General features: G+C 42.5%; 26 protein-coding genes and 1 pseudogene. 11 read left to right on the forward strand and 16 right to left on the reverse strand.

Annotated features, from left to right (window positions below):
• Window positions 1–35: 35 nt before the first annotated feature.
• Together WDV75_RS21300 and WDV75_RS21305 are read left to right on the forward strand one after the other, a co-directional pair.
• A complete protein-coding gene (locus tag WDV75_RS21300) occupies window positions 36–239 on the forward strand; it encodes a type II toxin-antitoxin system RelB/DinJ family antitoxin (RefSeq protein WP_338805470.1) in 204 nt (67 codons plus the stop codon).
• A gap of 3 nt (window positions 240–242) precedes the next feature.
• Complete coding sequence (locus WDV75_RS21305; RefSeq protein WP_273557824.1) at window positions 243–512, forward strand: type II toxin-antitoxin system YafQ family toxin; 270 nt, start codon at window positions 243–245, stop codon at window positions 510–512.
• Window positions 513–597: 85 nt separating this feature from the next.
• Here WDV75_RS21305 and WDV75_RS21310 read toward each other — a convergent pair whose 3' ends face one another.
• A complete protein-coding gene (locus WDV75_RS21310) occupies window positions 598–2673 on the reverse strand; it encodes a plasmid pRiA4b ORF-3 family protein (protein ID WP_273557823.1) in 2076 nt (691 codons plus the stop codon).
• A 261-nt stretch (window positions 2674–2934) separates the two neighbouring features.
• Here WDV75_RS21310 and fdhE point away from each other — a divergent pair, with 261 nt between their 5' ends.
• The 4 genes from fdhE to WDV75_RS21330 all read left to right on the forward strand — a co-directional run bounded on the left by fdhE (window position 2935) and on the right by WDV75_RS21330 (window position 8872).
• Entirely contained in the window at window positions 2935–3819 is an 885-nt protein-coding gene (fdhE, locus tag WDV75_RS21315) for a formate dehydrogenase accessory protein FdhE (protein ID WP_273557822.1), read from the forward strand.
• A 16-nt stretch (window positions 3820–3835) separates the two neighbouring features.
• Window positions 3836–5230, forward strand: coding sequence for an L-seryl-tRNA(Sec) selenium transferase (gene selA, locus WDV75_RS21320; protein WP_273557821.1), 1395 nt, complete (start codon window positions 3836–3838; stop codon window positions 5228–5230).
• Window positions 5231–5248: 18 nt separating this feature from the next.
• On the forward strand, window positions 5249–7138 hold the full coding sequence (gene selB, locus WDV75_RS21325; RefSeq protein ID WP_273557820.1) for a selenocysteine-specific translation elongation factor: 1890 nt from the start codon (window positions 5249–5251) through the stop codon (window positions 7136–7138).
• Between the two features lie 84 nt (window positions 7139–7222).
• Window positions 7223–8872 (forward strand): LTA synthase family protein, encoded by a 1650-nt coding sequence (locus WDV75_RS21330; RefSeq protein WP_273557819.1) that lies wholly within the window; start codon window positions 7223–7225, stop codon window positions 8870–8872.
• A gap of 86 nt (window positions 8873–8958) precedes the next feature.
• Here WDV75_RS21330 and WDV75_RS21335 read toward each other — a convergent pair whose 3' ends face one another.
• Complete coding sequence (locus WDV75_RS21335) at window positions 8959–9618, reverse strand: helix-turn-helix transcriptional regulator (RefSeq protein ID WP_273557818.1); 660 nt, start codon at window positions 9616–9618, stop codon at window positions 8959–8961.
• 94 nt (window positions 9619–9712) lie between these two features.
• On the opposite strand from WDV75_RS21335, the gene WDV75_RS21340 reads away from it, so the two are divergent.
• Together WDV75_RS21340 and WDV75_RS21345 are read left to right on the forward strand one after the other, a co-directional pair.
• Entirely contained in the window at window positions 9713–11125 is a 1413-nt protein-coding gene (locus WDV75_RS21340; RefSeq protein WP_273557866.1) for an MFS transporter, read from the forward strand.
• Window positions 11126–11430: 305 nt separating this feature from the next.
• On the forward strand, window positions 11431–12294 hold the full coding sequence (locus tag WDV75_RS21345; RefSeq protein WP_273557817.1) for a TPM domain-containing protein: 864 nt from the start codon (window positions 11431–11433) through the stop codon (window positions 12292–12294).
• Between the two features lie 48 nt (window positions 12295–12342).
• On the opposite strand, the gene WDV75_RS21350 is transcribed toward WDV75_RS21345, so the two are convergent.
• From WDV75_RS21350 to WDV75_RS21375, 6 genes are all read right to left on the reverse strand, one after another.
• On the reverse strand, window positions 12343–12747 hold the full coding sequence (locus tag WDV75_RS21350; protein ID WP_273557816.1) for a DUF1240 domain-containing protein: 405 nt from the start codon (window positions 12745–12747) through the stop codon (window positions 12343–12345).
• Between the two features lie 326 nt (window positions 12748–13073).
• Complete coding sequence (locus tag WDV75_RS21355; RefSeq protein WP_273557815.1) at window positions 13074–13469, reverse strand: DUF1240 domain-containing protein; 396 nt, start codon at window positions 13467–13469, stop codon at window positions 13074–13076.
• The gene (locus WDV75_RS21360) at window positions 13466–14005 is read right to left on the reverse strand and encodes a hypothetical protein (protein ID WP_337927165.1); all 540 of its coding nucleotides are present in this window, start codon (window positions 14003–14005) and stop codon (window positions 13466–13468) included. The genes WDV75_RS21355 and WDV75_RS21360 overlap by 4 nt, the downstream gene beginning before the upstream one ends.
• Window positions 14006–14020: 15 nt before the next feature.
• Window positions 14021–14389 (reverse strand): hypothetical protein, encoded by a 369-nt coding sequence (locus WDV75_RS21365; RefSeq protein WP_273557812.1) that lies wholly within the window; start codon window positions 14387–14389, stop codon window positions 14021–14023.
• A 699-nt stretch (window positions 14390–15088) separates the two neighbouring features.
• Window positions 15089–15943, reverse strand: coding sequence for a DNA adenine methylase (locus WDV75_RS21370; protein WP_273557810.1), 855 nt, complete (start codon window positions 15941–15943; stop codon window positions 15089–15091).
• Window positions 15944–16013: 70 nt separating this feature from the next.
• A complete protein-coding gene (locus WDV75_RS21375) occupies window positions 16014–17375 on the reverse strand; it encodes a hypothetical protein (protein WP_273557809.1) in 1362 nt (453 codons plus the stop codon).
• Window positions 17376–17974: 599 nt separating this feature from the next.
• Here WDV75_RS21375 and WDV75_RS21380 point away from each other — a divergent pair.
• Window positions 17975–18139 (forward strand): annotated as a pseudogene (locus tag WDV75_RS21380) (IS982 family transposase); the annotation flags it as partial.
• A gap of 29 nt (window positions 18140–18168) precedes the next feature.
• On the opposite strand, the gene WDV75_RS21385 reads toward WDV75_RS21380, so the two are convergent.
• The 8 genes from WDV75_RS21385 to WDV75_RS21420 form a co-directional block, all read right to left on the reverse strand.
• Complete coding sequence (locus WDV75_RS21385; protein ID WP_273557807.1) at window positions 18169–19080, reverse strand: nucleotidyl transferase AbiEii/AbiGii toxin family protein; 912 nt, start codon at window positions 19078–19080, stop codon at window positions 18169–18171.
• Between the two features lie 5 nt (window positions 19081–19085).
• Complete coding sequence (locus tag WDV75_RS21390; protein WP_337927164.1) at window positions 19086–19859, reverse strand: type IV toxin-antitoxin system AbiEi family antitoxin domain-containing protein; 774 nt, start codon at window positions 19857–19859, stop codon at window positions 19086–19088.
• Window positions 19860–20156: 297 nt separating this feature from the next.
• Window positions 20157–20582 carry an Arm DNA-binding domain-containing protein gene (locus WDV75_RS21395; protein WP_273557805.1) on the reverse strand — a complete coding sequence of 142 codons (426 nt, stop codon included), beginning with the start codon at window positions 20580–20582 and terminating at the stop codon, window positions 20157–20159.
• 397 nt (window positions 20583–20979) lie between these two features.
• Window positions 20980–21387 (reverse strand): type II toxin-antitoxin system HicB family antitoxin, encoded by a 408-nt coding sequence (locus WDV75_RS21400; RefSeq protein ID WP_189761035.1) that lies wholly within the window; start codon window positions 21385–21387, stop codon window positions 20980–20982.
• A 65-nt stretch (window positions 21388–21452) separates the two neighbouring features.
• Window positions 21453–21641, reverse strand: a complete 189-nt coding sequence (locus WDV75_RS21405) for a type II toxin-antitoxin system HicA family toxin (protein ID WP_273557804.1) — start codon at window positions 21639–21641, stop codon at window positions 21453–21455.
• Between the two features lie 841 nt (window positions 21642–22482).
• Window positions 22483–22875 (reverse strand): hypothetical protein, encoded by a 393-nt coding sequence (locus WDV75_RS21410; RefSeq protein WP_273557803.1) that lies wholly within the window; start codon window positions 22873–22875, stop codon window positions 22483–22485.
• Entirely contained in the window at window positions 22872–24143 is a 1272-nt protein-coding gene (locus WDV75_RS21415) for a tyrosine-type recombinase/integrase (RefSeq protein WP_273557802.1), read from the reverse strand. Before WDV75_RS21415 ends, WDV75_RS21410 begins: the two co-directional genes overlap by 4 nt.
• Before the next feature lie 188 nt (window positions 24144–24331).
• Window positions 24332–25195, reverse strand: a complete 864-nt coding sequence (locus WDV75_RS21420) for a YicC/YloC family endoribonuclease (protein WP_273557801.1) — start codon at window positions 25193–25195, stop codon at window positions 24332–24334.
• Window positions 25196–25319: 124 nt separating this feature from the next.
• Between WDV75_RS21420 and rph the strand changes: the two genes are divergently transcribed.
• Window positions 25320–26063 carry a ribonuclease PH gene (rph, locus tag WDV75_RS21425; RefSeq protein WP_273557800.1) on the forward strand — a complete coding sequence of 248 codons (744 nt, stop codon included), beginning with the start codon at window positions 25320–25322 and terminating at the stop codon, window positions 26061–26063.
• Between the two features lie 103 nt (window positions 26064–26166).
• Window positions 26167–26808 carry an orotate phosphoribosyltransferase gene (gene pyrE / locus WDV75_RS21430; RefSeq protein ID WP_189759418.1) on the forward strand — a complete coding sequence of 214 codons (642 nt, stop codon included), beginning with the start codon at window positions 26167–26169 and terminating at the stop codon, window positions 26806–26808.
• Window positions 26809–26824 lie beyond the last annotated feature (16 nt).

Genomic DNA, 26824 nt, shown 5'->3' on the forward strand with positions numbered 1-26824 from the left:
GAGCCAGAGTATCTTCAGCTTCTAAAGAAGCAGCTATGGCGAATGCTAAGGCTTTGGGGTTGGATTTATCTACCGTTATCCGTATGCTTGTTAACCGGCTGGCTGTTGAGGGACAACTTCCCGATGGATTTTTTCAGCCAAATAGCGAAACCTTACAAGCTATTCGTGACTTGGAAAATGGTAAAGGAGTTCATCGAGTCAATACAATTGACGAACTGAGAGATGATTTGGATTGGTAGAACATGTTGACAATTGTTTACCAGAGTCGGTTTAAAAAGGATGCCAAAAAGTATGCTAACAACAAAAAAGTGCAAGGGATTATCCTCGAAACTCTTGCGCTTTTGCAGACAGGCCTGCCATTACCGCCTAAATATAAAGAGCATCGATTAATTGGTAACTATATTGGTTACTTGGAGTGCCACGGTGCTCCAGATTTACTCTTAATTTATCAACGCACTGATATAGAACTGATATTGTACCGTGTTGGAAGCCATGCTGATCTGTTTAAGTAGCCATCAGTAGTCGAAAATGGATATCTTGGTTCTCAGGAAGGTAAGGGAAACCGGAGGCCATTTTTCTCCTCCGGTTTATTGACTTTTATTGACTGATGAGTGTCTTGAGCCTCTTATTAATCTGCTGTTTATCAAAAGGTTCCAGTGACTCACTTGGGGATAATCCCACAAGTTCTAATTGTTCTGCTTCATCTTCAGTCAGGAGTTTCTTTTTTCTCAACTTGAGCAAATAGTTCCAACTCCAAATGCCACCGGAATCTTCTGCCGGACATATGCCATTACCTGCGGTCACTTCAGGCTGGATAATATCTTTTGGCAACACTTTCTCGACTGTTATTTGATGGAACCAATCATCGCCAAAGTCATATTGGTAGTTGAATTCATCGCCGGCTTCCTCCAGAAATGCACCGATGCACAATTGGTCATACTGTTCTTCTGGAATATCGATTCCTGCAAAACTAAAACTGAATAGATGAGAATTTTCCCAGCCCATAGCAGTTTGTATCACATCATGAAATTCACTGAGTGTGAGTTGATTGCTGACACGGAGCCGGCGCCATACGGCGGGTGTTGCATCGAATAAACTCACTTTAACAACCAAACCTTGCGGCTCAATCTCTTCCTCTTGTTCCATGTAGAAATATTCAAAGCTGAGTTCAGACAAGGTATCAAATAAGGCAAATTTCTTGCGATTTAATCCAGGATCTCTGAGGGCATAGGCCAAATCTAAATATTGCTCTACCAGATATGGCGCTTGTGGTGGCAATCTGTATTGTTCAATTGAAGCGGAATAAGTCAGACGTTCAATAAACAGCTCGCGGTTTGCGTAGTAATAGAGCTTCAATAAATCCCTGGGTTTTTTCGCTTTCAACAGGCATTCTTCCGGCGCCAGCCAAGACAATATTAATGATGAACCCATGGTGATGCCAAGACGATTCTGATCCTGTCGCTTCAGATCAGCTTTATACCCGAACTTCTGGCTCCAGTGTTCAAGCTCAAATGCTTCTGGCTGTGTCCATTCGACGGGAAGTTGTGACAACCAATAAAGTGAGTTGAGATCGAGTGGGGTATGTTGATTTTGCTGGACTGAAAATATCCACGGTAAAATTTGTTGCAGCCAGTCAGGGGAGACCGGAGTAAAGTCAACATATGCTTCACTATTATTGCTCAACTCTTCAATCAGTTCGGGGATTGTGCTCTCAGGAGCAATATTCATAAAGCTTTCGCGGATACCAGATTTAAAATCTAGCATCATATTCATTTGATATTCTTGACCATCCAGTGTAATCGTCATCATCATGCTGGCACAGTCATTGCCATCAACATGAGTGACGTATAATTCGTGTATCTTCGCTGTTTCCCGCGGCTTACTGTGGTGCGACATCGCCTTTTTTTTCCAACGCTTAAAACAGGAGTGAATGGCAGGATGGCGGTTAAATTGTGCACACAGATTGATCAGTTGCAGATAGGATAAGTTTGCCCATGCAGAAGAAGGGCAATCGTCCAATGTTTGCGCACAGGCAAGGGCGACGGGTTCTTCAAAGTATTGGGTGAGTAATAGCAGGGCATCGATACCCCATGAATGCTTGGCAACTTCCGCCAACAGATGAGATAAGGCTTCATGAGGAATGATGGATAGACCGTTTTCAAAAAAGTCAATAAATTCAATGCCAGAATGAATTTCAAACTGCTTAAACAGTTGGTTCAAATTTAAGGATTTTTTAGGGAAAGTTGCTATGTTGGTGTCATCAGTAGATTGAGGCGCATCCAGTAGCTGGGTGATGTCAGTTTTGATATGAAACTGATTTCTTTTCAGGACTGATACACATAACAACATGCATTCGCTATTAATTTCGAATTCTTCTTTGGTATTCAGCAAAATTTGCTCAATGATCTCTTCGAACAATTGTTTAGTTTCAGCAGGCAATTTGTTTGCTGTTAATGCAAGTTCCGCTATGGCAACTTCAAGCCAATGGTTAATACTGTCTCCTATCTCCGTCATCGCTTCCTTGGGCAGCGCTAGCGCCAGGCTAATCAACAAGAAGACGTTTTCTGGATCGGAAAACCACTGTATCTGCTTTGGCGTTAAGGAGCGCTGTTTCTCGGAAGTATGAGCGTATTTTTCTATTGCAGATAACAATTTTTCAGGTGTTAATTTCATTATCAACCTCTTCAATATATCTATATTTCAACTAAGAAGAGTGCTGGTTATCACGCTGTCATATCCACCATTCCCCTTTAAGATTATTCAATAGTCTAACCTGAATTTTTGTGATGGCAGTAAGTTTGTGTTGAAATTTATCCACGTTACTGCTTTGTGGTTTGTAACTTGAAATCGATAGGATCTGGCAATGCCATTCCGCTGTTTGGCGGGGTAAGATGGTTGGGGACTGACATTCAACATAACTGGAAGGTAAGATTCATGAGTATTCGCATTGCCCCTATTCCCCCATTATTGTTTGCTAACCTGAAAACACTTTACCAGCAGCGCGCTGAACGCCTGAAAACATTGGCAACCGAAAGCAATCCATTTGCAAGTTACCTGAATTTTGCGGCAGAAATTGCCCAGGCACAGCAAAAAGCGTGGTATGACAATCCGCTGGAGATAGAATTGGATGAGCTTCTTGGTCATTCCCAGCAAGAAATTCGTGTCCCATTGGATTGCAAAACATTGCACCGTACCCAGCATTGGCAGAATATTCTGCACGCACTGATTGCAGAATTGCTGCCTACCGTACCTGAACATGTGAAACCTGCCCTCGAAAATCTGGCAAAAAATTCAGAACAAGAGTTAGAAGAGATGGCGAGTGCGCTGTTTAATAGTGAATTCAGCAAAGTTAGTGCTGATCAGGCGGTATTTGTCTGGGCAGCGTTATCTGTCTATTGGGCACAAATGGCCAGTTTGATCCCCGGCAAGGCACGGGCGGAATATGGAGAACATCGTCAGTTTTGCCCGATCTGTGGCAGTATGCCGGTTGCCAGTGTGGTGCAAATCGGCACTCACCAAGGGCTACGCTACTTGCATTGTAACCTGTGTGAAAGCGAGTGGCATGTTGTCCGTATCAAATGCAGTAACTGTGAACAAAGTCGTGACCTGAGTTATTGGTCACTGGAGAGTGAGCAATCGGCAATCAAGGCAGAGAGTTGTGGTGATTGTGGTAGTTATCTCAAAATTCTGTATCAGGAAAAAGATCCGAATATCGATGCTGTGGCCGATGATCTGGCGTCATTGATTCTGGATGCCAAAATGGAAGAAGAAGGTTTTGCCCGCAGTAGCCTGAACCCTTTTTTGTTTCCTAACGAATAAATGGGGTGGGGAAGCGATGACACAAGCAATCAACTCGCTGTACCGCCAATTACCCTCCATTGACAGATTGTTGCGGGAGCCAGAAATCACCTCGTTGGTTGCGTCATATGGACAGACGCAAGTGGTGGAGATATTGCGGGACATGCAAGAACAGGCGCGATTTAATATTCGTGAATATCAGACCTTGCCAGAGTGGAGTGACGATTGGGCTGCATTATTGCAGCGAAGATTGGACAAGGTTCAAGCAACTGCCTTGAAACCCGTTTTTAACTTGAGCGGAACGGTGCTTCATACCAATTTGGGCCGTGCATTGTTAGCGGAATCAGCAATTGAAGCCGTGACACAGGCAATGCGTTCGCCGGTCACGTTGGAATATTCTCTTGATGGTGCTAGTCGCGGGCACCGTGATCGCGCATTGGCTGATTTACTCTGTACGTTAACAGGGGCAGAAGATGCCTGCATCATCAACAATAATGCCGCCGCCGTTTTACTGGTGTTGGCAACAGTGGCGCAAGGCAAAGAGGTTGTTATTTCCCGCGGTGAATTGGTAGAGATTGGCGGGGCGTTCCGTATTCCTGACGTGATGGTGCAAGCAGGCTGTCGTTTGGTGGAAGTGGGAACAACTAACCGAACGCATTTAAAAGATTATCAGCGGGTAATCAATTCTGATACCGGTTTGTTGATGAAGGTGCATACCAGTAATTACAGTATTGAAGGCTTCACCGCTGAAGTATCGGCAGAAGCCTTGGCGACGCTGGGTATGGCATCCCAAATCCCGACAGCCATCGATCTTGGCAGTGGCTCCATGATCGATATGACACAGTATGGTTTGCCGGCTGAACCGATGCCCCAGGATTACCTGAACCATGGTATCGATTTGGTGACCTTTTCTGGTGATAAATTATTGGGTGGCCCGCAAGCTGGCATTATTGTTGGCAAAAAACAGTGGATAGACGCTATCCAGCAGCATCCCCTAAAACGCGCATTGCGGGCAGACAAAATGACGTTGGCGGCACTGGAAGCCACTTTGCGTCTCTACCAACACCCTGAGCAACTTCGCCAGAACTTACCGACTTTGCGCCTGCTGACTCGTACACAGGGTGAAATCCGTGATATGGCGCAACGGCTCATTCCTCAACTTCAGGCATATTACAGCGAAAAATTTATTGTTCGTGATGAACCTTGCTATTCCCAAATTGGCAGTGGTTCTTTGCCAGTGGATCGGTTGCCCAGTTGGTCGCTGACTTTTACTGCCATCGATGGTCGTGGCAGCACATTGGAAAATTTGGCTCACCAATGGCGCAATTTGAAAAAACCGGTGATTGGGCGTCTGTATGATGGGCGGTTATGGCTGGATCTGCGTTGCCTGGAAGATGGAAATGCATTATTGCGGGCACTTTTGCTGTTATAAGAAATAGGCTTGATAACTATGATTTTTGCCACAGCGGGACATGTTGATCACGGTAAAACGACGCTCATTCGAGCGATCACGGGGGTTGATACTACCCATTTGCCGGAAGAGAAAAAACGCGGGATGACTATCGATCTTGGTTATGCCTACTGGCCGCAGCCAGATGGATCTTCGGTGGGGTTTGTCGATGTGCCCGGACATGAAAAATTCCTGCCGAATATGTTAGCGGGGATGGGTGGAATAGATCATATCCTGCTGGTTGTCGCTTGTGATGATGGTGTCATGGCTCAGACACGGGAACATCTGGCAATTTTGCGTTTGATTGGGCGACCTGATATTACGGTTGTATTGACCAAAGCGGATAGCGTCGAACAAGCACGGATTGAGGAAGTCCGGCAACAAGTCGGGCAATTATTAGCATCACAAGGTTGGCAATCGGTGCCTTTGTTTATAACGGCAGCCGCCATAAAAGAAGGCATTATCCCACTAAGAGAGCATTTGCAGTCTATTCACCAGTCTTATGCTATCCATCAAGTTCACTTCCGGCAAAATCCACAACATGAAAAATTACAGCAACGCTTTCGTTTGGCTATCGATCGCGTTTTTACTATTAAAGGTGCCGGGTTGGTTGTCACCGGAACGGCGTTAGCGGGAAGTGTCAATGTTGGCGATATGTTATGGCTGACTGGCAGTGATCAAAGCGTGAGAGTACGTGGCTTGCGCGCCCAGAATCAACTCGTTCAATGTGCTACAGCGGGACAGCGTATCGCATTGAATATTGTGGGAGATATCAGCAAAGAGCAAATTTCCCGTGGCGACTGGTTGTTATTACAAAAACCCTCGTTTGTGGCTGAAAAAGTGTTAGTCGAAATTGAAGCGGATTTACCGCTGCAAAACTGGCAATCTCTCCATATCCATCATGCCACCAGCCATATCACCGGCAGAATTTCTATCCTGAACTCGCTAACCGCTACGCCAATATTGGCTGAGCTGACGCTGGATCGTCCTTTGTGGCTGGTGGAAAATGATCGCCTGGTACTGCGTGATATCAGTGCCAGAAAAACGCTGGCTGGGGCACGAGTCGTTAGCTTAAATTCCCCGCGCAGAGGGAAACGCCAGCCTGAATTTCTTCATTGGTTATCCCAACTGGCCCGAACGAGCAGCCATCTGGAAAATCTCACCTTATATTTAACACGTGGTGCCCTGTTACTTAGCCACTTTGCCTGGGCACGCCAGTTGACAGAAAGTCAGCTCAACAACTTGTTGGTTGGGATGGAGGTGATGGTTGCGGGTGATTGGGTATTATCACTACATCATGTAGCGCAGGCAGAACAAAAGCTATTGCAGACTGTCGTGGAATACCACGAAAAACACCCTGATCAATTGGGCGTGGGTAAGGCGCGTTTGAAACGAATGGCTTTGCCGACACTGGATGACATGCTGGTTTATAAACTTATCAATCGGCTATTGGAACAAGAAGTGCTAAAACAAACCCATGGTTGGTTGCATTTGCCTGAGCATGGATTGATGTTTACCCCAGAGCAGGCGTGTTTGTGGTTAAAAGCAGAGCCTTATTTTAAAACGGAAGCGTGGTGGGTGCGCGATTTAGCAACTGAAATGGGGGAAGATGAAGAGGTCATACGTCGTCTTTTGCGAAAAGCGGCACAATTAGGACTCGTTATCGCCATTGTGTCTGATCGTTATTACCACCGACAGCAGATTCAGCAGCTTGCTGATTTAATTCGCAACTATTCTCAGACTAAGGGCGGCATAACAGCAATCGATTTTCGAGATGAATTGGGGATTGGCCGGAAACTGGCGATTCAAATACTGGAATACTTTGATCATACGGGATTTACCCGCAGGAAAGCGAATTTGCATGTTCTACGGGATGAGGGCATTTTTTAGTATTTTATTTACAGTATCTCTGACAATCTGTGCTATTTTTCATCGGGTTGGCAAACTGAACTCATGTGTGGAATTCAATAGAGTATGAAAAAGAAGATAATCTCGAGGATTTATCTTGGATTGTTGTTGATTGCTTCCTTGATATTAGTGTTTGAGAAAGGTGGAGATATTTATCCTGCACTGGTGTCTGTCGGCGTATTCGGCATCATCTTTGGCCTGGCTTTTTTAGTTTCAGCGCGTTGGTTATTTTCGGTAGTGTTAACTGGCACGTTATTTATCATCCTAAAATTCCTCAACCAGATAAAAATCCATTACTACAAAGAACAACTGATGTTTTCTGATTTGAATGTGATGTTAGATCCATCAAATCAGGAGACTTTACGCCATTATTGGCTGGCAGGTATTGCTGTAGTGGCTATGCTTATCTGGTTGATATTCAACATGATATTGAGCTGGAAAATAGTCCCTTCTGCGCGTGGGATAAAATGGCGCTTCGCCAGTATCGTTTTGATGGTCGTGAGTACCTGGGGTATCAATCTCACAGTTAGTGCCTATCATGCGCAATGGCAAGGGGAATTACCGAAGGGGCGGGGAACGGTGACTAATATGGTAATGTCTGCCTCGGATGCCCAATATCAGCCGCCAAAATTTGGTTCATCTGCTGATTATTTCTTGCAGCAGGCGAAACAAGTAACGTTGCCTGAACCTCAGTCAGAGGTTAAACCCGATGTGGTTGTCTTGCTGCAAGAATCCACGGTCAATCCCCATATTTACCAATTACCTGCCAAAGTGCAGTTGCCCGATCTTTACATGTTCCGGCGTGATGCGGGTGTCAGTGCCCAAAGTCCACTCAGGGTACAAACCTTTGGTGGTGGAACCTGGTTATCTGAATTCTCCGTTTTAACCGGATTGAATACGGATGATTTTGGTTCACGTAAAAATGCGGTGTTTTATTTTGTCGTTGATCACCTGAAAAACAGCCTGTTCCGTGCAATGAAAGATAATGGCTATTACACCGTTGTTCTGACACCGTTTAATAAGTCTGCTTACCATGCGGGACATGCTTACAAGACACTGGGTGTTGATCGAATTATCCAACCGCAGGAGTTAGGGTATCCTGCTGACATGGATGAAAATTTGTGGAAAATTCCAACACAAGATATGTTGTCTTATGTGAAAACTATCCTGGCTAAGGAAACAGACAAGCCGATTTTTATTTTCTCTCTCACCATGTATGAACATGGTCCTTATGAAGAGAGCCATCATGATGATTATGGCTTGGCTGGCAATGTTGACTCGGCAACAGCGACAGGTAAGTTTAGCCATTATATGGAAAAAATTGTGGCCTCTGATCCTGCCATCAGGGATTTCAGTGAATTCGTTGCTAATCGCGATAAGCCTACCGTTTTCCTCTATTTTGGTGATCATCAACCGAACATCAATTTTGGTCACTATAATTCTCCGCTGCCTGATCCAGCACATGTGACTCAGTTTACTCTGCGGGATAACCTGAAACAGGGTGAGTCCATAACAACGGGCAAACTGACCGATATCTCTTTCCTCGGCGGGATCATTCTGGAACGGGCCCGTTTGTCAGCGCCAGCGTTTTACCAAGCAAATATGATCATGCGCCATTTATGTGATGGTGCTTTGAATGATTGTCAGGATAGTGCATTGGTAGAGAGTTATAAGCATTATATTTATCAGCAGTTGGAAGCGGCAGGTAAGGAATAATGTTATCCCTTCTGTCGGTGATGCTGCTGACAGAAGGGATGTGTTATCGAATACCGCTACAATATGGGAACTATGTGTGAAACCATTTAGTTATTTGTGGCGGTGATGCGATAAGCGCAGCGTCGGTGACCACTCAGGATATATTCGGTTCTTTCCACATTGGCTTGCAGTATCTCCCGAAACAGTTTCAACTCTGTCCGACAAAAACCCTGACACAATTTGGCGGCGGCACAAATTGGACAATGGTTTTCAAAAAACAAAATAGCGCCATTTTCCTCAACAGAATAATGAGCCATATAACCTTCTCGGCAGCGAATCGAAACCAGACGCTCAACCTTCTCCTGTAACCCAGTGGCACCTTCCATCGCCTTTTTATAGTTGGAAAAAGCCTCTTTTTCACGGGCGCTGATAATCAAATCCATAGCATCTTCACCCAACTGATTATGGATAATCGAGATCAGTTGTGTTGTTAACTCTGCGTGAGCATCAGGAAATTTGGCATGGCCTTTCTCTGTGATATGCCAGAGCTGTACTGGACGTCCAACCCCCCTTGTTTCTGATTTTGCTTCAACTAACCCCTCTTTAGCCATTTTCACAAATTGCTGACGGGCTGCTTCTCCAGTTGTTCCCAATAATTTGCCGGCATCAGAGGCTTGTAAGGCACCTTGAGTTTTTAGCAATATTAATAGCTTTTCACTCACTGTTTGCCCTACGATTATACTATTTTCCAAGTCATCGCTTGACATATTGTTGATCCCGACATTAATTTATTCCAAGATTTATCTTGTTTAATTTAGCGTAAGACTTTTCACAACTCAACCGGTGTTCAGGGCAAAAATGATGATAATGACTGAGGAAAGCCGCTGGAGGGATCTGTTTTCCAGCAAAAATGCACCGAGTGCGATAGCACTTTCATTAGGCGTGGTATTGATGGCAATTAATACCTTAATTGCGATTACGATTCTGCCTTCTGTCGTCAGTGATATTGGAGGATTAAATCTTTATGCCTGGAATACGACATTGTTTGTCGTGGCATCGATTATTGGTTCCGTTCTTTCTGCGAGATTGTTGAGTGCATTGGGTGCAAGAAACGCTTATCTGATTGCATCAATGGTCTTTTTTATCGGTAGCTTACTCTGTACTCTTGCACCAACAATGGAAGTGATGTTGGTTGGCAGAACCATTCAGGGTCTGGGTGGTGGATTTCTGTTCGCTCTTTCCTATTTGATGATTAATCTCGTCTTTGCTCAATCACTTTGGCCGCGAGCTATCGCACTGGTTTCGGGAATGTGGGGTGTAGCGACTTTAATCGGGCCGGCTATTGGCGGTGTTTTTGCTGAGATGGATGCATGGCGTTACGCTTTTGGCATTATGCTTCCCATTATTCTGTCTTATGCTGTATTTACCTGCCTGATTTTACCTAAAACAGAGGTGCAGAATAAAACCAAAACAGCACTGCCCGTTGTGCAATTGATTCTGTTATCAGCCGCGGTACTGGTGGTTTCTTCTGGCAGTTTGTCACCAGATGTTCGGTTCAACATTCTCGGCATTGTTGCAGCTGTGATATTCATCTTTTTATTGATCATTTATGAGCGTAGAGCTTCAGTCAGGTTATTGCCTGAACATTCCCTAAGCTTACGTTCTCCTCATTTGGTCTTATTCACTACCCTATTTCTATTAGTAGTGGGTTTATCGGGGGATGTTTTTATTCCCTATTTTCTGCAAATTCTGCATGGGCAATCCCCTTTTGTTTCTGGTTACATGGTTGCGTCCGTGGCAATGGGTTGGACTATAGGAGAAGTACTCAGTGCTAGCTGGAAAGGGACAAAAATGCGGTTTGCGATTATCAGTGGGCCTGTCTTCATGTTGGTTGGTATGTTGCTGCTGCTTGTGTTGCTGCCATCCCAGTCAGCAGGGGAACGGCAGATTATACTACCGATAATCCTGGGATTGGGGATGTTTGGTTTTGGGGTTGGATTCGGCTGGCCCCATCTTTTGACGCTCATTTTACAGGTTTCCCGTGATGCGGATAAAAGCATCGCCGGTTCATCCATTACTACCATACAGTTATTTGCCTCTGCATTTGGTTCTGCATTGGGGGGAATGACCGTCAATTTATTTGGATTTTATCAGCCTGGAGGCGTTGAAGGGGCTGCTTCTTCTGCTTATTGGCTATTTTTACTCTTTTCCCTTGCACCAATATTGGCATTATTAACAGCATTTCAATCAGCGAAAATTAAGGCAGAGGAATAAATTTATTATCAACGGCATTATCATAAAAAAGTAGTGCCGTTTTCTTGATTCCGTGTGATGGGAGATATCCGTATAATAGTGGTGATTGATATCATAAATAAAAATTAAGGATATTTGATGTTAATAATTTCCCATATGCCAAAGGATGGTTGTAACACCAGAATAATACAACCGAGAATAAGCAGTATCTCTATAATAAGACTTTTTTTATCCTATTTTTATTGCTTATCGGGATAAGCAATGTATCGGCTAGAGAGACAAAACAAGAGGCAATAACAGTTGATGTTCCTGCGGTAAGCAAGCGTGTGGCGGATATCTCTAAGGTTCTGACGAAAGAAGAGAATCAACGCCTGACTCGCCAATTAAAAAAACTGCAATCTGAAGAAAAGGTACAGATGGCAGTCCTGATTATCCCAACTATTGGCAGTGATACGATTGAGACATTTTCTTCCCGTGTATTTGATAAATGGAAGTTGGGTAATAAAGAAAACAATGATGGCATCTTATTTTTGATCGCTTCTGATGATCACAAAATGCGTATCGCAGTTGGTTCCGGTTTAGAACGGAAATTAACCGATGGCAAGATTGCGCGTATTTTACGTGAGGAGGTGAAACCGGCTTTCAAAGAAAATGCTTATTTTGAGGGGATCAGTAATGCCATTAACTCAGTTGATACATTGCTAAAACTGTCTAAACAAACAGTGTTCGATGAAGAAATAACGAAGATTGCACCGACTTTCTTAGAAAAAGATAGCAGCGCATTTAGCAAGATATCTGGCAAAGACATTGCTGCATTAATGTTTTTTTGGCTAATCAGTCTGCTCCTTTTACCCATGAAGGTTTTTCGTGAGGGACATTGGTTTAAGCGCTTCCTCAAATGTGCCCTGACGATAGCGGCAGGAACCTATCTACTGACCTTGGTGGGATTGTTTTCTTCCATTCCGGCAGAGTTTTATCTGTTAATCCTTCTGTTACCCGTGATCCTGGTGTTTTTGGTTATTTCTACCATATCGTCATTACTGAAAAGCTTATTCGGTAACCTTTTTGGCGGCTTGTTTGGTGGCTCTGGCTCTGAGCGTCCAGAAAGTGGCAGGGATGATGGCGATGATGATAGCTTTTCCGGTGGCGGTGGTCGCAGTGATGGTGGTGGTGCTTCAGGCGATTGGTAATTTGTTTTTGGTTTATTGGGTGGGGAAGATTATCCCCACCTGTTGCCGTCATTCACCGCGTTTACACAGTGATAATTTTTTTACGTAAGTTGTTGGCGACATCCACGATATTTTGTCACATGTAACATAACCATCGCTTTTTAATTTGTAGTCAACATAAAACGATATAGGAAAACTAATAATAAATGATGCAATCATAAGCCTGCTTAAGTGTTTAACAATTATCTTGTTATATTTAGGTAATCTGTCAAATATAAAGAAGAATATAGAGCCTGATAAAGAATAAAATATGATGGGGAAAGACAGTATACTTATAACGACTGCACCGGAAAATGTTATTTCATCTTTCATGAATACTAATGAAATAGCAGATTCAATAATGAAGGACATCAGAAACGTAAGGAATAATAACAATATTACTCCACCTAAAGCTTTTAAATATTTACTCTTCACCTAATTCTTCCCATCGTATTGAAAAAATATTGTAAGTCTGTTTCCGTTGTTCTTAGCTTTCTCTTCATTGATTCTTTTAATCATGCTATTAACTTTTCTCTAGAACAAAGATATCAGCTTCAAACCCTACATAACAAGGGATTTCCATAATATCAGATAACTGAAACCATTGGCGTTCATCCCATAATCGTTTCATGTGAACTGAAATGCAATACTCTTGGTGAACAATAAAACACTATTAATATCATGAAAAATAATTTTAAAGCCTCTGAAATTTAGAGGCTAAACAGGGGGGAGACATGAAAACAGGATATTTATAAAAATTATCATTTACACAGTGATAATTTTTTTACGTAAGTTGTTGGCGACATCCACGATATTTTATCACATGTAACATAACCATCGCTTTTTAATTTGCAGTCAACATAAAACGACATAGGAAAACTAATAATAAATGATGCAATCATAAGTCTGCTTAAGTGTTTAACAATTATCTTGTTATATTTTGGTAATCTGTCAAATATAAAGAAAAATATAGAACCTGATAAAGAATAAAATATTAATGGAAATGAGATGGAGTACATTATCACAGTACCAGAAAATACTATAAGATCCTTCATGGTCACTAAAGAAATAATGGACTCACTAACAGGAATCATTATGCTTGTAACTATAATAAGCATTATTAGTGAACCTAATATTTTAATGTGTTTATTCTTCATTTAATATTACCTAATCCATTAAATATTTGTTGTAAGTTCATTTCTGGTGTTCTTTTTTTTCTTTCAATCTCATTTTTAATTGAGTTTATGATATTATTGCTTATTTGATATTTTTTATCAAAATAATCTAATCCCAAAGCTACACCTAATCCAACAAGGAATACAATACCTGCCACGGCAATAATACTTCCGCCCAGAAGTACAGACGCTGTCAGTATTGATCCTATGGTCCAAGAAGCAGTGGCAACAATGGCTGTTTTTGCCATATCTATTGTTATATTTCCAATGAAATCTGCTAATGTATATTCGTCTTTAAATATACTTTCAATAATTCGATACCCAATAGAAAATATAATACAGAATCTAACCCCTCCAATAATATTTGAATTAAGTCCTTGCTGTCCTATCCCCATCATTAGCATTTGAGGATGATTAGCACAATATCGTGTTCCTCGGATAATACGTCTAAGACCTGCATGACCTGATATATGAATATACTTTCTTCCATTTTCTCCTACATGCTCTTTAGCTGTAATACCTAATCTCTTAAATTATTGAATAACATCATATAATCCACGAGAATCATAGATATTGCCGGCATAGGTAGAAACAGGATCTGTGACAGAGAATACATACGACATAGGATTTTTCTTCTTGTTTTCTTCCTCCACTCCTCTCGCAAATGCTTCTCCACTATATGGATTCGGTGGACGAGAAGGATTTATATCTTCAATAATGCTTTTGGCTTCTGATAACGAAAGGACGATGTGGTATTGGGTATTATCACTCAATACCTTTTCTAATCCTATGGAATAAAAAAATTCATGCTGAGGTTTTAACTGATTAATACCTACTCCCCCATTTAAGTAATCACCCAGATAACCATCCCATGTAGGATTATAAATTTTGCGTCTTGTCATTTAATAAAACCTCCATATTATTTATATTGTATGTAATTTCAATGAGTAATAAAACATTAATGAAAGCAGTTATCTTATATAAGATAACTGCCTTAAAAATCTTTTTGAACTTATTAACTGTACAAGCTATACACAATTTTATAAACACCTTGCAATATCTCAATATCTGATTTTGCATTCATATTCCTATTCATCTACATTTTCCAATTATGTATAAAGTTTATATTAGATGCACAGATTAATGATAACTATACACACTATTTTTATATTTAAAATCAGAAAAATACAACATTTAATGTATAGAGTGCATGATTAAACTTCAAAAATTATTATGATATAATGGTGAAACATCTATGCTCAGGTCTGGTGATTGCTATTCTTCCAATAATTAAAACTCATAAGAATAGCCTTTTGGAGCTCTTACTTTCAGGATTCCCTCCTGTGTTTCAACAAAATAAAATGTATACGTAGCCAGTAATAATTTGTATTAACTGGCTTTTTGATATTTTATGAATCTTTGTGAAGCCGAATAAGTTCATTGCGTATTAAGCTTAATCCCTAATGAATACGTGACCAATTAATAGACAAGCATCCAGATCACCAATGATACTTGCCTTATCATATTTCAGAAGCACATACGCAGTGACTGAGTGACACCAATTATTATGACGGTTAGTAAAAATCGAAGCCAATATAAGTTTATTTTTTCATCCCTTTTGAAGGGATAATAACTCTGGGGCCAAAGATCATTACTTCAGACCCTTTACGTTTCTCTTGTGCAGTGTAGTTCAGGAAGTATTCTTCCTGTCGATAAGCAGAATAAATTTGTTTGATTTCCTCAGCATTATCATAAGACACAATCCACGGATGTTCTACTTCATTGAGTTTTTTGCAAATAGCAACGTGATCTTCGTGATTATAATAATTCCGGTATAAGCCAGAACCCTTATGATAATAAGGTGGATCTAAATATAAAAGAGTATTCTTTGGCAAACTCTTGACAACATTATCCATCAATGCAATAGCATCATAGTTGTGAACATTTATTCTCGAGCCAAATGCACCAATCATCTGAATTCTTGATATTAAATCTGGTTTATTAAATCTCACATCTAGTGTCCATTTGCCACTTTGATTTTTACCACCTATAACCCCAGCTTTTAATATCCCAGACCGATTGGTACGGTTTAGAAAAAAAGTAGCTAATGCAACGTCAACAATAGAATTATTATCAATATCATTGATGATTTTCTTTTGTATTTCCCATTGTTCTATGGTTACAGGTATTTTTGAAATTGCAGTGCAAAGCTCTTCTGTATGATTGACAGCGGCACACCAAAATGAATACACGGCAGGATCTAGGTCATTAATATGTATTCTCGAAACAAACTCATTAAATAATAGGTCTAAGGCAACCCCAGCTCCCCCTGCGTAGGGTTCAACATAGTGGCCGTCATTCAGGCCATTAGCCTCGATCAACCTTTTGAGATAGTACGCAAATTTGCCTTTACCGCCAGGATAACGTAATGGTGTTGAATAGATTGATTTTTTCATAATAGAACAAGGAGTTAGTATGCCAACTTAGGAGACAGTTTAGCTTAACAGCTTTAAGTTGGCCAGCATGTTATGGCCAGATTGCTCTAAGCATTGGCAGATATTCTTCAGCGACATCTTTTAGCTCAGAAGGTAGCGGAGAGCTTGCAGTACTGTGAACAAACTGATTTAAATGGTCTACGGACCCAACAGTTTGTGTACCTGCCGCTCGGCGGCTTATCGCTTTTGATTCTGGTTTTGTTATGAGTCCAGCGGATTCGAGATGTTTAGCGACAGAAACAATTTTTATCGCAAGTTTATCGTCTTCAGTGAGTGGCTTGTTATTATCATGCCTGTAAACTCTACTATCAGTATGCGCCATGCGCTTCTTGTAATCATCGCAACTTACTTCAAGAAAGACCCTAAATGTAATCGCGGTAGCGTTTGGGACTCGCTCTACTTCAAGCAAAGACCGTAGCTCTCGATAGATTTCATTGATCCTACTGTTGGATATGTTGAGGGGCCATGGAATAAGATATTTACGGCTTTTTGATGAACCTTTTGCCTTTGTTTTGTGGTCATTGCCCCCATCCGTTTTTTGTTTTCTGGAGCCGCTACCAGTTGTCCCATTATTCTCTGGTCCAGAATTGTTTCCTCCTGAAGTACTTTGCTTCTCCTTGGATTCGCTACCAGACGAACTACCATCTGGAGAAATGGTGGATTTGAGGGATTCTTGATACAGATGATCCGGACTCAATTCTGGCGGTATATGATTGAGAAATATCTTTCGGTCACCATCACTTCGAACATCATTAACGTTGTATCCTTCATGACGAAACATACGTATAGCGAATTCAATTGACGGCGCAGATATAGCTAATTTGTATTTGAACTGTATTTGACGATCTTTGATAAATACTGCAAACGCATCCTGAGCCCTTTTGGAAGCAAAAAGACGTGTGAGTGTAGTTACTGGAATTTGATCAATATCGCTAATAACTATCTCATTAAATATTTGAGGGTTATTTCGGACAATCTCTCGTATTTGTCGCCCTATAGATTCGACGCCCGTTTGCCTCGCACGGCGCTCATCACGGATATCGCTATCCCACGGCACACGTCCTGCACCACCGTTTTGACCGGTGTGCTTCAGTTCTATCCAAACATCACCATCTTCTCGAGTAGCAACTACGCTACATTCGATTTCGTTAGGGAAACGCCCTGCAATTTCATTATGGGCCGTCAAAAAATCTTTATAGTACTTTTCTTGTGTACACAAATCTGGACGCTGTAACAACTTCAATGCAGTTAGTCGCCTGTTTCCTTCAAGAACTATGTAGTTTCCCTCGTCATCAGGAGTTACAAGCTGTAGTTCTGTGGGATCAAGACCATAAAGAGTAATGTGCTCTGCAAGTTTTAAAATCTTTTTTGCATCTTCCGGATCAGCAAGCATCTACTCAATAGCTTCGCGTTGGTTTTGTGCAATATCGCCACCAAATCTGACGTTTTCTTGGTCGAGTTTAATGAGATTAAAATTTATTGATCGGATATCTCTTTTCACGAATAGGCATCCTTACTGTGTGTAGATAACCTAAACTATCAAAGTAGTGCGTGGATATAAAGCATCACTTCGAATATCTGATATCCTTGATTCGCGACAGGCCTCTGCCCTGCTTCGATTAACTTTTAAAACTGCGATAATCTAGCCTTCAGTGAAACGGATTTTATGCATTGCGATCTCCTTCAGAAGCATAATCGGTATGTTGGAAGCTCTCTAAGAGTAGATAGTTCAGTTTTGTGTTAGTGCAGTTGTTGACATTTACGGGATGCTTACAGTATTTTCTTTGCTCATCCTGACGTTCAGTCCTGGCACATAAGTGGCTATGTTCCAGCCTCCTTCACGCTATAACTTTCCTCAACGGTGTTACATTATGAGACTATATAAAAAAAAGCTATTGTAACCTGAGCTTCGCTTAAAGGAAGAGAACTAAAGTGACTGAGGCACGATCAAAGTTTTTGCTAAAGAAAACAAAATAGTGGAGACCCTCAGGCATGTCTAATTTAGAAGAACTTTACTGCTGCGTCGATGACTTTTGCCAAAAATTTATTCCTCTTTGGGAACAACAGCTCATTGAGAATAATCAGCTCAAGCGTCATCGCGCCACTTCCCTGTCTCCTTCCAAACATTTAGAGATGCTTCAAACCGATCATCCCTCCGTTCAATTTCTTCTAGTGCGGCGGGGCCTTTATGTCATCAGTATTTCTTGAAGTCGATGGTAAGCTTCTGCATGTTTCTCTGGGTTCATTTTGGCTAGGTTTTGTTTCCAACGAACTGCGGGTAACTGGTCGATGCCTGAAAACTCGATGAGAGTCCAATCGGGCATACGATTTTTGAAAGACAGTAAAAATGCTCGTTCCTGGGGCGTCAAAGAAGTGTTGATGAGCCTTACCAACTGTTCCCGGGTTGCTTCAAGATCAGCTTGGGGAATGTCCTGATCTGCCATGTTCAAAAACTCCCCTTCGTAAACACCCGAAATGTATTTAAAGTTTGGTCTGAGCAGCTCGGCAATAGGGCGTGGATGGCTAATAATATAAACCAGCAGGGCTTTGCGAAGGTCATCGGTGAGCCCCTCGTTATCAAGTAGTTGCTTGACGTCGAAAAGATCTCGTGGGTGTTGGCGATCCAGTGCTGCACAGATTTTCCCTGCGTACAAATCGGCAAAACTCACCACGGGCATCTCGGCAAAGCCAAACTCATCTTCAACGGCTTCACTTACCTGCATGACTTTGGGTTCGTAAACCGTGCCGCGTAGTACTGGGGAGAGTGCAATTTTGATTTGAACGTCGTCTCGCTCGACCAATAAACGCAGGGCATCCGCTTTATCCTGGAAAGAGCGAATAACCCGGGTACTATCGATGCTGGCCGTGATTGTGGAAGCCAATATATCTAGGTTGTTCTTGATGGTCTGCAGGGCTTCATGCCGTTCCATCATGGGCAGAAAAACCAAGTCGATATCGACCGAAAGCCGAGGAAAGTCACGAACGAACAAATTAATGGCCGTTCCACCTTTGAGGGCGAAACAGTCGTGCCGAGCAACAAAAGGAATAATCCGTAGTAGTAGCTGCACTTGTCGGTAGTAGTGGCTTTGTCTGTTCATGTTATTTACATCTCTTTCGGCACAGTGATCTGCCAGGTTGGCTCCAGCTTGCCACCTTTAGCGATCAGTCGTTTACCAGTTCCCAACGCATACTGATCCGGTATCAGGTGCTTGAGCCAGACGTGTTGGTGTCTTCCTGCCAGCCAGAGAAAGAGTCGTTTTGCTTTTATACTGCTACAGGCTTTCAGCAAGGCATCCAGCTTGCGGGGCGAGAGGTTGTGCAGTCCTTGCATAAGCTGGTCGGCATGTTCAAAGCTCATAGTGTTGGGCACCGCTGCCAAGAGCTCCAAAATGGCTTTTTCTGGACAGGAATAGTGGAGTGGGGGGAGCGATACCTGCCAATTGTCTTGCCGGAGGTACTTAACGTCGTGCATCAGTATCTCGGGCCACAGGCGGCGCGTTCCGTGCCACTCAAATTGTGCCGGAGCATCGATTCTGCCCAGCCATCGAGGGAGCGTGGCATCGGAATAGAGGTGAACCCTTGGTTTGCTTCCTTTGGACAGGTAATGACCAAGTCCTTCCAGCTCTAATGCGGTCAAACCTCCAACATGGACGGGAGCATCGGACATTCGTTGCAATGAGGCAACGATTCCTTCCCAGGACAGCCTTGCTTCCTGCCTGGCGTAAACACCGGCTACGAGAGGGATTAGCGTTTGGCTGCGCACCGCATTGTCCAGAAAGTGCAGGTTTAGCCCTTGTGCCTCCAGCCATGATTTGGTGGCTACCATATCCAAGGGCAGCACCTTCTGTAGCTGCTGTCTGGCTTCAGTATTCAGCATGACGGGCCTCATTGTAGTTTGAAAAAAATAAAATATACGTTGATTATTGACGTGATTTAGAGTTTTTTCAAACCAATTCGTTTCTTGTAGTTTGTTAATTTGTAATTTCACGTCAATTACTGCCGTGAAAATTATGATTTGCAAACCAGATCAAAATCGACAATCTTATTTTTCTCACTGCCATTAACAATAGGAGCTATAGCTAAATCAGCATAACTTGACGCAATCTATATACATCATAAGCAATGCTGCGCTGCCATTTGAATTCAGATGCTATGTCACATTATTTTGGTTCTGCTATATCTTATCCAACTCGACTTTACTGATACGCAAGGCAACCTCTCGTTCGCAAAGGCTTTTTTCTTTTTCGTGGGTAGCAATTTCTCGCTGGCGAAGCTGATGATAGTCAGCATACAAATCATTCAGTGTTTTAAAGGGATTCTGATTAACCTTCTTACGTTCTTGGACGGGATCGGCTCCTTCGCGTTTTATCGCCAACCTCAACTTGGCCGTCTCATCACGTGCATCGGCCAGTGACCAGTCATCAACTTTACCGATAGCGTACTCACGCCGGAGCTTGGTCGTTGGAGTGGTATAGCGCAGCATCCAGTAGGCATCACCACGCTTGGGGGGCATCAAATACAAACCATCACCATCGGAGTGCCGGACGGATGATTTTTCCTTGATCATTTTTTTGACCGTTTTGTCATGTAAATTGCCCATTTTTTGGCCTCAAAAAATTGGGGAGTACAGTCTCGCTGAACAAACTATAGCGAGAAAATACTTCCCAATCGACTACCCATTACTACCCAAACTTAATGGGTTTACAATGGATGTTGTGACCGTCAATATTTTATAATTACATGATTAACAATGGTTATTATGCACGTAAGAATCTATTCATTGAGTAGGCGGCTTAAACCAGCATGAATGCTGAATTGGTGTTATTCAATATCTTCTAGGGGTACACCCTAAATCGGAGTATGCAAGATTTAACATGCAGGCAAATAATCCCTCAGTCACTGCATAAATGAAATTATCTCGTCAAAATCAAATCAACTACTGCTTTGGCGGAGTAAGGCCATCGGGTTAATCATGCGATGACCTTTAACATTAGGGGTTAGGGGTGAGCAATTTCTTTACGTGCTAATTCCGCCAGAAAAGCCGAACGGTTCTTATAGTGACCGTTTCGCTCAATATAGCGGTCTATCGCGGTTAACAAATTGCCAGGCATCGTCAGATTAAACTTGATAGCCTTAGATTCATATTTCGCAGGGTCTAGCTCAATCAGTGCAATCATTCCTCCATCTTCCGTTAAGCGGGGGTCATTGATGTACTCTGAGGGATCTTTCGGCGCGGGGACATACCCGCCTTGTTCCGTCAATACCTCCATATGCTGCCCGAACGCGCTTTCAGCATCACGGATAGTTTCTTCTAAAGTGTTGCCAGCGAAAAAGCAGCCGTCAGCATCAGGAAAGTAACCGTCAAAGCCCTCTTCTGTTTTAAAGATAAAGAGCGGATAAATCATAGTATTACCTCGTCGTATGATGATGAGTAGCGCAGAGAAGGAGCGGTTAGACCGCTCCTTAATTATTACAACAACTTCAATCCTGAATTTTTCTGTGCCTGTCGAAGAATCCCCTTTGACGAATCTTTTCTCGGATGCGGTACGGTGATTATTTCTCTGACTCCCTGTTTGGCTAGCGTGACATGACTCCCGTCTTGCCGCATCTTTACCCAACCGTCAGCCATTAGGCGTTTGATTAACTCTGTACTACTCATCAACCCTCCATTGCGTTAATGAATGGGTATAATACCCATAAACTCAAGCGTTGTCAATTATTTTGTGGGTATTATACCTATTATTAACTAGTGTTCTCCCTCTTAACCTGTTATTTATTGCCCACCCATAGAGCGCAACCAGACGCATACAGAGCTATGCACAATAAAATTGACTCACTTACGGCTAATTTGGATCACGTTATTACATTGCATCTCATACTGCGTAATTCCCACGAAATAAACGTAAACTCCACGTACAATGGACTACACCGCACCCGCCTGCACTTTTTGGATCAAAAAGTTTTTTCACTTTTAAAATTCTACAAATCAAATCACCAGACCGTGCTAGTACTGGCTGTGTGAGAAAAATTTCAAACTGAAATGAGTGAAAAGAATTTCAGAAAATTTCAGTTTGTTATCCAGTTCTGCTCTGGAGTGTTAATTGTATTTATTTGAAATAAAATGATTTTTCTATTTTACGTGAGATTTTTACTTGGAGGGAAACCCAACATAAAAACTGAAAAGCCAGTCTTCATGCGGGGTAAGAGGAAATGTAAACTGAAATTGTGTGAAAAAATTATTTTTGCTGTTAGTGTTTTGCGCCAGACAATTATTGATGCTATTTCTCAGATGACTACGACTTCATTTTTGATGTCATTGTATATGTGTTGTTTAATGGGATCGCCTATTGCGCCGTAATGGTCTGATGGCTGACAGCCGTTTATGCTTTTTTCTTGAAGCAGTAATACAAGCAATCCAATTAATTTATAAGTTCCTTTTTGCTCATCATTTTTTCGATATTGTCCCTGACCTTTTTTATTCTGTAGTGCTATTTTCTCAACTAATGCCCGTCCACCAAAGACCTTAATAGATTCCTCCCATCCACCATTTTTTTGTGCCCTTTGTATATATTGTCTAAAGCTTGCTCTATTCTTGATGCAATAACCTCTGGGATATTTTCTATTAAGCTCATATATTGATATGCAGCACCAAACACAATATCAGAGTCAATCACATCGCTTGTGTTTTTTCTTTTGTCCTGAAACAAGCTGAGGGAGTTCACATTACTTAAAATAGCACTTCTTACCTTACGAACATTTTCTGAATACTCTTCGGGTACATTTGTCATTGATGTATAAGGATCTAATCCAAAGATTGAAAGGGCTACAGCATTAGGCGTCGCAGTTCCTTGTAAAGCAAATAGTTTTAATACATCAATTTCAGGTACTGTCATACAAATTTCCTTTTAATTTGTTTTATTGGAGTCACGTTGTAATCTTCACCTTTCTCCAGCATTATCAGCAAATCACACCATTGAGCTAACGCGGCTTTACGTTCATCAAAATAATCATGCCTGTTATAAATGCCCTCAACGCCTTTTATGCGATGATTTAGGCAACGTTCAGCCACAAAGGGATCAACACCTAACGCGGCTAAGTGGGTTCTGGCGGTTCGTCTAAAGTCGTGAATAGTGAAATTAGGTATATCTGGCGGCAGTTCTCGTCTTACTTTGGCAAGCGCAACGGGTAGAGTGCTTTCCTGAATATGTGGGATCATGCGGTGTTGCATTTTTCTTGCTGGTAGAACGTACTTACTACCACAGGCCATAGCCTTTAATTCCATGAACCACTCTATAACCTGTGGACACAGTGGAATGTCTACCGCATCGCCGTTCTTGCTGCGTTCTGCCGGAAAATGCCAGACAGCTTTTTTGAAGTTGAATTCTTCCCATCGTGCGCCGCATAGCTCCATTTTCCGTAAGCATAGGGCAAGTAGTATCTTAAAGCTGATTTCATTCTGGCGACTGATTGTAGACGTTCTAAATGTCCTCAGCACAATGATTAATTCTTCTCTGGTTAGCCATCTATCGCGTGATACTTCTTTCCCACCAGCGTCCGCAACCTCGAAAGCTGAACAGGGGTTAATATCTATCATCTGTCGCTTAATGGCATAATCAAACATGCGTCTTAACCATCGTAGAACATCGGTCGCCATAGTGGGTGCGCCTCTGTCTACAATGCTCTTTAGCATTTCATCAATATGACGGGGCTTCACATCCTCCAGCTTCATATTGCCGATGCGAGGGTTAATGTCTTTATCTATCCGCCTGCGGAGTATGTCGGGGTGTTTCCAGCGTGGTAGTATCTGGCGCTCAAAATATTCAGCCGCTAAGTCTGATACCTTTATAGCGTTCTTTTCGGCGTCAATCTTTGCCAGTGCTTCGGCCTTACGCTCTTGTTTTTCCATAGCAACGTCATAACCCAAAGAAACTCTGGCTGATAGCTCTTTAGTTAGTTCGCGCGCTTTGGTTAGTGATAGATCAATGTATGAGCCTATCAGGACAGCACGACGCTTTCCGGCAAATTTATATCTAAATCTCCAGACAGGGTGCTGATAGTTTTCTCTATAGCATAAATATAAGCCGTTGCCGTCAGCTCTACCCTCGAACCGTTCACCCGACTTTATCCATGCCCTTATTTGTTTATCTGTGAGCTTTGGCATTATGCAATTTCCAATATCAGAATAGGTGGGTACACCTAAATCATTTTCATAATAGTTAGGTGTACACCTAGGTGTACCCACTAATCATGCGCTACTGTGATTCGTTCAGCAATGCTCTGATAATAAAAAAGCCAGCTATAACAACGTATATACTGGCTTCATGAAATATTGTGATTTGCTAAGAAACGTTATTCAATATTTTGAATCTGCTCGCGCATCTGCTCAATCAGTACCTTCAACTCAATTGCAGAATTTGTCACATCCGCATTAATTGATTTTGAAGCCAGTGTATTCGATTCGCGGTTAAATTCCTGCATCATAAAATCCAGTCGGCGGCCGACGGCTTCTTTTTTCTTCAGAATATTACGTGTTTCTTTGACATGGGCATCCAGACGATCCAACTCTTCTGCTACATCAATACGCTGGGCTAATAAAATTAGCTCTTGCTCAAGGCGATTATTATCTAACTGAATTTGTGCTTCTTCCAGCTTGGTCTGTAAGCGCTCACGCTGCCATTGCAGAATTGCCGGCATTTGTTCTCGGACTTTAGCCACTTCCACAGTTACCGCATCCAAACGCTGTTCAATCAGAGTCTTGAGTGCTTGTCCTTCGGTTTCACGACTCTGGATAAAAGAATCCAGCGTCAGATCTAATTCCGCTAACAATTGTGCACTAATAGCGTCTAAATCTTGCTCTTCGGCAGACATCACACCCGGCCAGCGTAAGATATCTACCGGATTAATTTCACCTTCATTACTCTGCTGTTTAACCCAGCTTGCTGCTTGAACCAGTTGTTTTGCCAGCTTTTCATTCAGGATCAGGGAATTCTGAGCAAAGGTATCTAACTCAAAACGCAAGTTACATTCCACTTTGCCGCGCGTCAGGCGGGAACGAATGCGTTCGCGGATGACCGGTTCAAGGCTCCTGAATTGCTCTGGCAGGCGAATATAGGTTTCCAAGTAACGCTGATTGACAGAACGCAGTTCCCACGCTGCATTTCCCCAATCTCCCCTGATATCTCTCCGTGCAAAAGCAGTCATACTACGGATCATAATTCGTTCCCAATTTATAAAATGATGTGCGGATTATAGCGCTCTGTGTAGATGCAGGATAGGCATTCGCCGCTTTAGGCCGTATAATGCGCCCCTAAAATATACGAACAACGGAGATAACACTATGAGCTTAGTAGGAAAGCGTCCAGCAGGAAGGTCAGCAGGGCAGGTGCGTCCTATTAAAATGACTCGTCATTACACCAAACATGCGGAAGGCTCTGTTTTGGTGGAATTTGGAGATACCAAAGTGTTATGTAATGCCTCTGTTGAAGAAGGAATTCCCCGTTTTCTAAAAGGCCAGGGACAAGGCTGGATCACCGCTGAATACGGCATGTTACCACGGGCAACCAATAGCCGTAATGCGCGCGAAGCTGCCAAAGGTAAGCAAACAGGCCGCACGATGGAAATCCAACGCCTGATTGCGCGTTCATTGCGTGCTGCCATCGACTTAAAAAAGCTGGGTGAATTCACTATTACGCTGGATTGTGATGTGATTCAAGCGGATGGCGGTACTCGTACTGCGGCTATTTCTGGCGCTTGTGTGGCTCTGGTCGATGCCCTAAATAAGCTAGTTGCGGAAGGCAAACTGAAAGAAAGCCCGCTAAAAGCAATGGTTGCGGCAGTGTCTGTTGGCATCGTTGAGGGTGAAGGACGTTGCGATCTGGAATATGTCGAAGACTCTGCGGCTGAAACTGACATGAATATCGTCATGATGGATGATGGCAGAATGATTGAAGTGCAGGGTACGGCAGAAGGTGAACCGTTCAGCCATGATGAGTTGCTCTCACTGCTTTCATTGGCAAAAGAGGGATTGGATACGATTTTCAAAGCGCAGCGAGATGCGTTAGAACAAGAACCATTAAAATAATAAATAAATCAGGCGGCTGAAGAGTCGCCTTTTTTATGCCTGCAATAAATTTACCTGCAATAAATAGTAATGAATGACAAGAGATCAAAGAGGAGAAACCCCAATGAAAGCCTATCAGCGCGAATTTATTGAGCTGGCACTGGAAAAGCAGGTGCTGAAATTTGGCGAATTTACGCTGAAATCTGGTCGCAAAAGCCCGTACTTTTTTAATGCGGGCCTGTTTAATACCGGACGTGACTTGGCGTTGATTGGTCGTTTCTATGCAGCAGCGTTGCTAGATAGCGGAATTAAGTGCGATTTGCTGTTCGGACCGGCTTATAAGGGGATCCCGATTGCAACAACTACCGCAGTAGCATTGGCTGAACATCATGATATCGATATGCCTTATTGCTTTAACCGCAAAGAAGCTAAAGATCATGGTGAAGGTGGATCGCTGGTTGGAAGTCCTCTGCAAGGCAATGTTGTGGTTGTGGATGATGTCATTACCGCAGGTACGGCGATTCGTGAGTCGATGGAAATCATTAAGCAGCACGGAGCAACATTATCCGGTGTGATTTTGTGTCTGGACCGTCAGGAACGTGGGCGTGAAACACTTTCAGCGATTCAAGAAGTTGAACGTGACTACCATTGCCAAGTCTTTTCCATCATTACCTTGAATGACTTGGTGAGTTACTTGCGAGAAAATCCAGAGATGCAACCTCATCTGGAAGCAGTAGAAGCTTATCGCAAAGAATATGGTATTTGATGGTGAGTAATTTGGA

Origin of the sequence: Xenorhabdus griffiniae, from assembly GCF_037265215.1 — a bacterium.
GTDB classification, from domain to species: domain Bacteria; phylum Pseudomonadota; class Gammaproteobacteria; order Enterobacterales; family Enterobacteriaceae; genus Xenorhabdus; species Xenorhabdus griffiniae.

What these genes read in the sequence shown, in the direction of transcription:
- WDV75_RS21300 (WP_338805470.1), top strand. Translation starts at nt 36, where the DNA reads ATGGCGAATGCTAAGGCTTTGGGGTTGGATTTATCTACCGTTATCCGT.
- WDV75_RS21305 (WP_273557824.1), top strand. Translation starts at nt 243, where the DNA reads ATGTTGACAATTGTTTACCAGAGTCGGTTTAAAAAGGATGCCAAAAAG.
- WDV75_RS21310 (WP_273557823.1), bottom strand. Translation starts at nt 2,673, where the DNA reads ATGAAATTAACACCTGAAAAATTGTTATCTGCAATAGAAAAATACGCT.
- fdhE (WP_273557822.1), top strand. Translation starts at nt 2,935, where the DNA reads ATGAGTATTCGCATTGCCCCTATTCCCCCATTATTGTTTGCTAACCTG.
- selA (WP_273557821.1), top strand. Translation starts at nt 3,836, where the DNA reads ATGACACAAGCAATCAACTCGCTGTACCGCCAATTACCCTCCATTGAC.
- selB (WP_273557820.1), top strand. Translation starts at nt 5,249, where the DNA reads ATGATTTTTGCCACAGCGGGACATGTTGATCACGGTAAAACGACGCTC.
- WDV75_RS21330 (WP_273557819.1), top strand. Translation starts at nt 7,223, where the DNA reads ATGAAAAAGAAGATAATCTCGAGGATTTATCTTGGATTGTTGTTGATT.
- WDV75_RS21335 (WP_273557818.1), bottom strand. Translation starts at nt 9,618, where the DNA reads ATGTCAAGCGATGACTTGGAAAATAGTATAATCGTAGGGCAAACAGTG.
- WDV75_RS21340 (WP_273557866.1), top strand. Translation starts at nt 9,713, where the DNA reads ATGATAATGACTGAGGAAAGCCGCTGGAGGGATCTGTTTTCCAGCAAA.
- WDV75_RS21355 (WP_273557815.1), bottom strand. Translation starts at nt 13,469, where the DNA reads ATGAAGAATAAACACATTAAAATATTAGGTTCACTAATAATGCTTATT.
- WDV75_RS21365 (WP_273557812.1), bottom strand. Translation starts at nt 14,389, where the DNA reads ATGACAAGACGCAAAATTTATAATCCTACATGGGATGGTTATCTGGGT.
- WDV75_RS21370 (WP_273557810.1), bottom strand. Translation starts at nt 15,943, where the DNA reads ATGAAAAAATCAATCTATTCAACACCATTACGTTATCCTGGCGGTAAA.
- WDV75_RS21375 (WP_273557809.1), bottom strand. Translation starts at nt 17,375, where the DNA reads ATGCTTGCTGATCCGGAAGATGCAAAAAAGATTTTAAAACTTGCAGAG.
- WDV75_RS21385 (WP_273557807.1), bottom strand. Translation starts at nt 19,080, where the DNA reads ATGAACAGACAAAGCCACTACTACCGACAAGTGCAGCTACTACTACGG.
- WDV75_RS21390 (WP_337927164.1), bottom strand. Translation starts at nt 19,859, where the DNA reads ATGCTGAATACTGAAGCCAGACAGCAGCTACAGAAGGTGCTGCCCTTG.
- WDV75_RS21395 (WP_273557805.1), bottom strand. Translation starts at nt 20,582, where the DNA reads ATGGGCAATTTACATGACAAAACGGTCAAAAAAATGATCAAGGAAAAA.
- WDV75_RS21400 (WP_189761035.1), bottom strand. Translation starts at nt 21,387, where the DNA reads ATGATTTATCCGCTCTTTATCTTTAAAACAGAAGAGGGCTTTGACGGT.
- WDV75_RS21405 (WP_273557804.1), bottom strand. Translation starts at nt 21,641, where the DNA reads ATGAGTAGTACAGAGTTAATCAAACGCCTAATGGCTGACGGTTGGGTA.
- WDV75_RS21410 (WP_273557803.1), bottom strand. Translation starts at nt 22,875, where the DNA reads ATGACAGTACCTGAAATTGATGTATTAAAACTATTTGCTTTACAAGGA.
- WDV75_RS21415 (WP_273557802.1), bottom strand. Translation starts at nt 24,143, where the DNA reads ATGCCAAAGCTCACAGATAAACAAATAAGGGCATGGATAAAGTCGGGT.
- WDV75_RS21420 (WP_273557801.1), bottom strand. Translation starts at nt 25,195, where the DNA reads ATGATCCGTAGTATGACTGCTTTTGCACGGAGAGATATCAGGGGAGAT.
- rph (WP_273557800.1), top strand. Translation starts at nt 25,320, where the DNA reads ATGAGCTTAGTAGGAAAGCGTCCAGCAGGAAGGTCAGCAGGGCAGGTG.
- pyrE (WP_189759418.1), top strand. Translation starts at nt 26,167, where the DNA reads ATGAAAGCCTATCAGCGCGAATTTATTGAGCTGGCACTGGAAAAGCAG.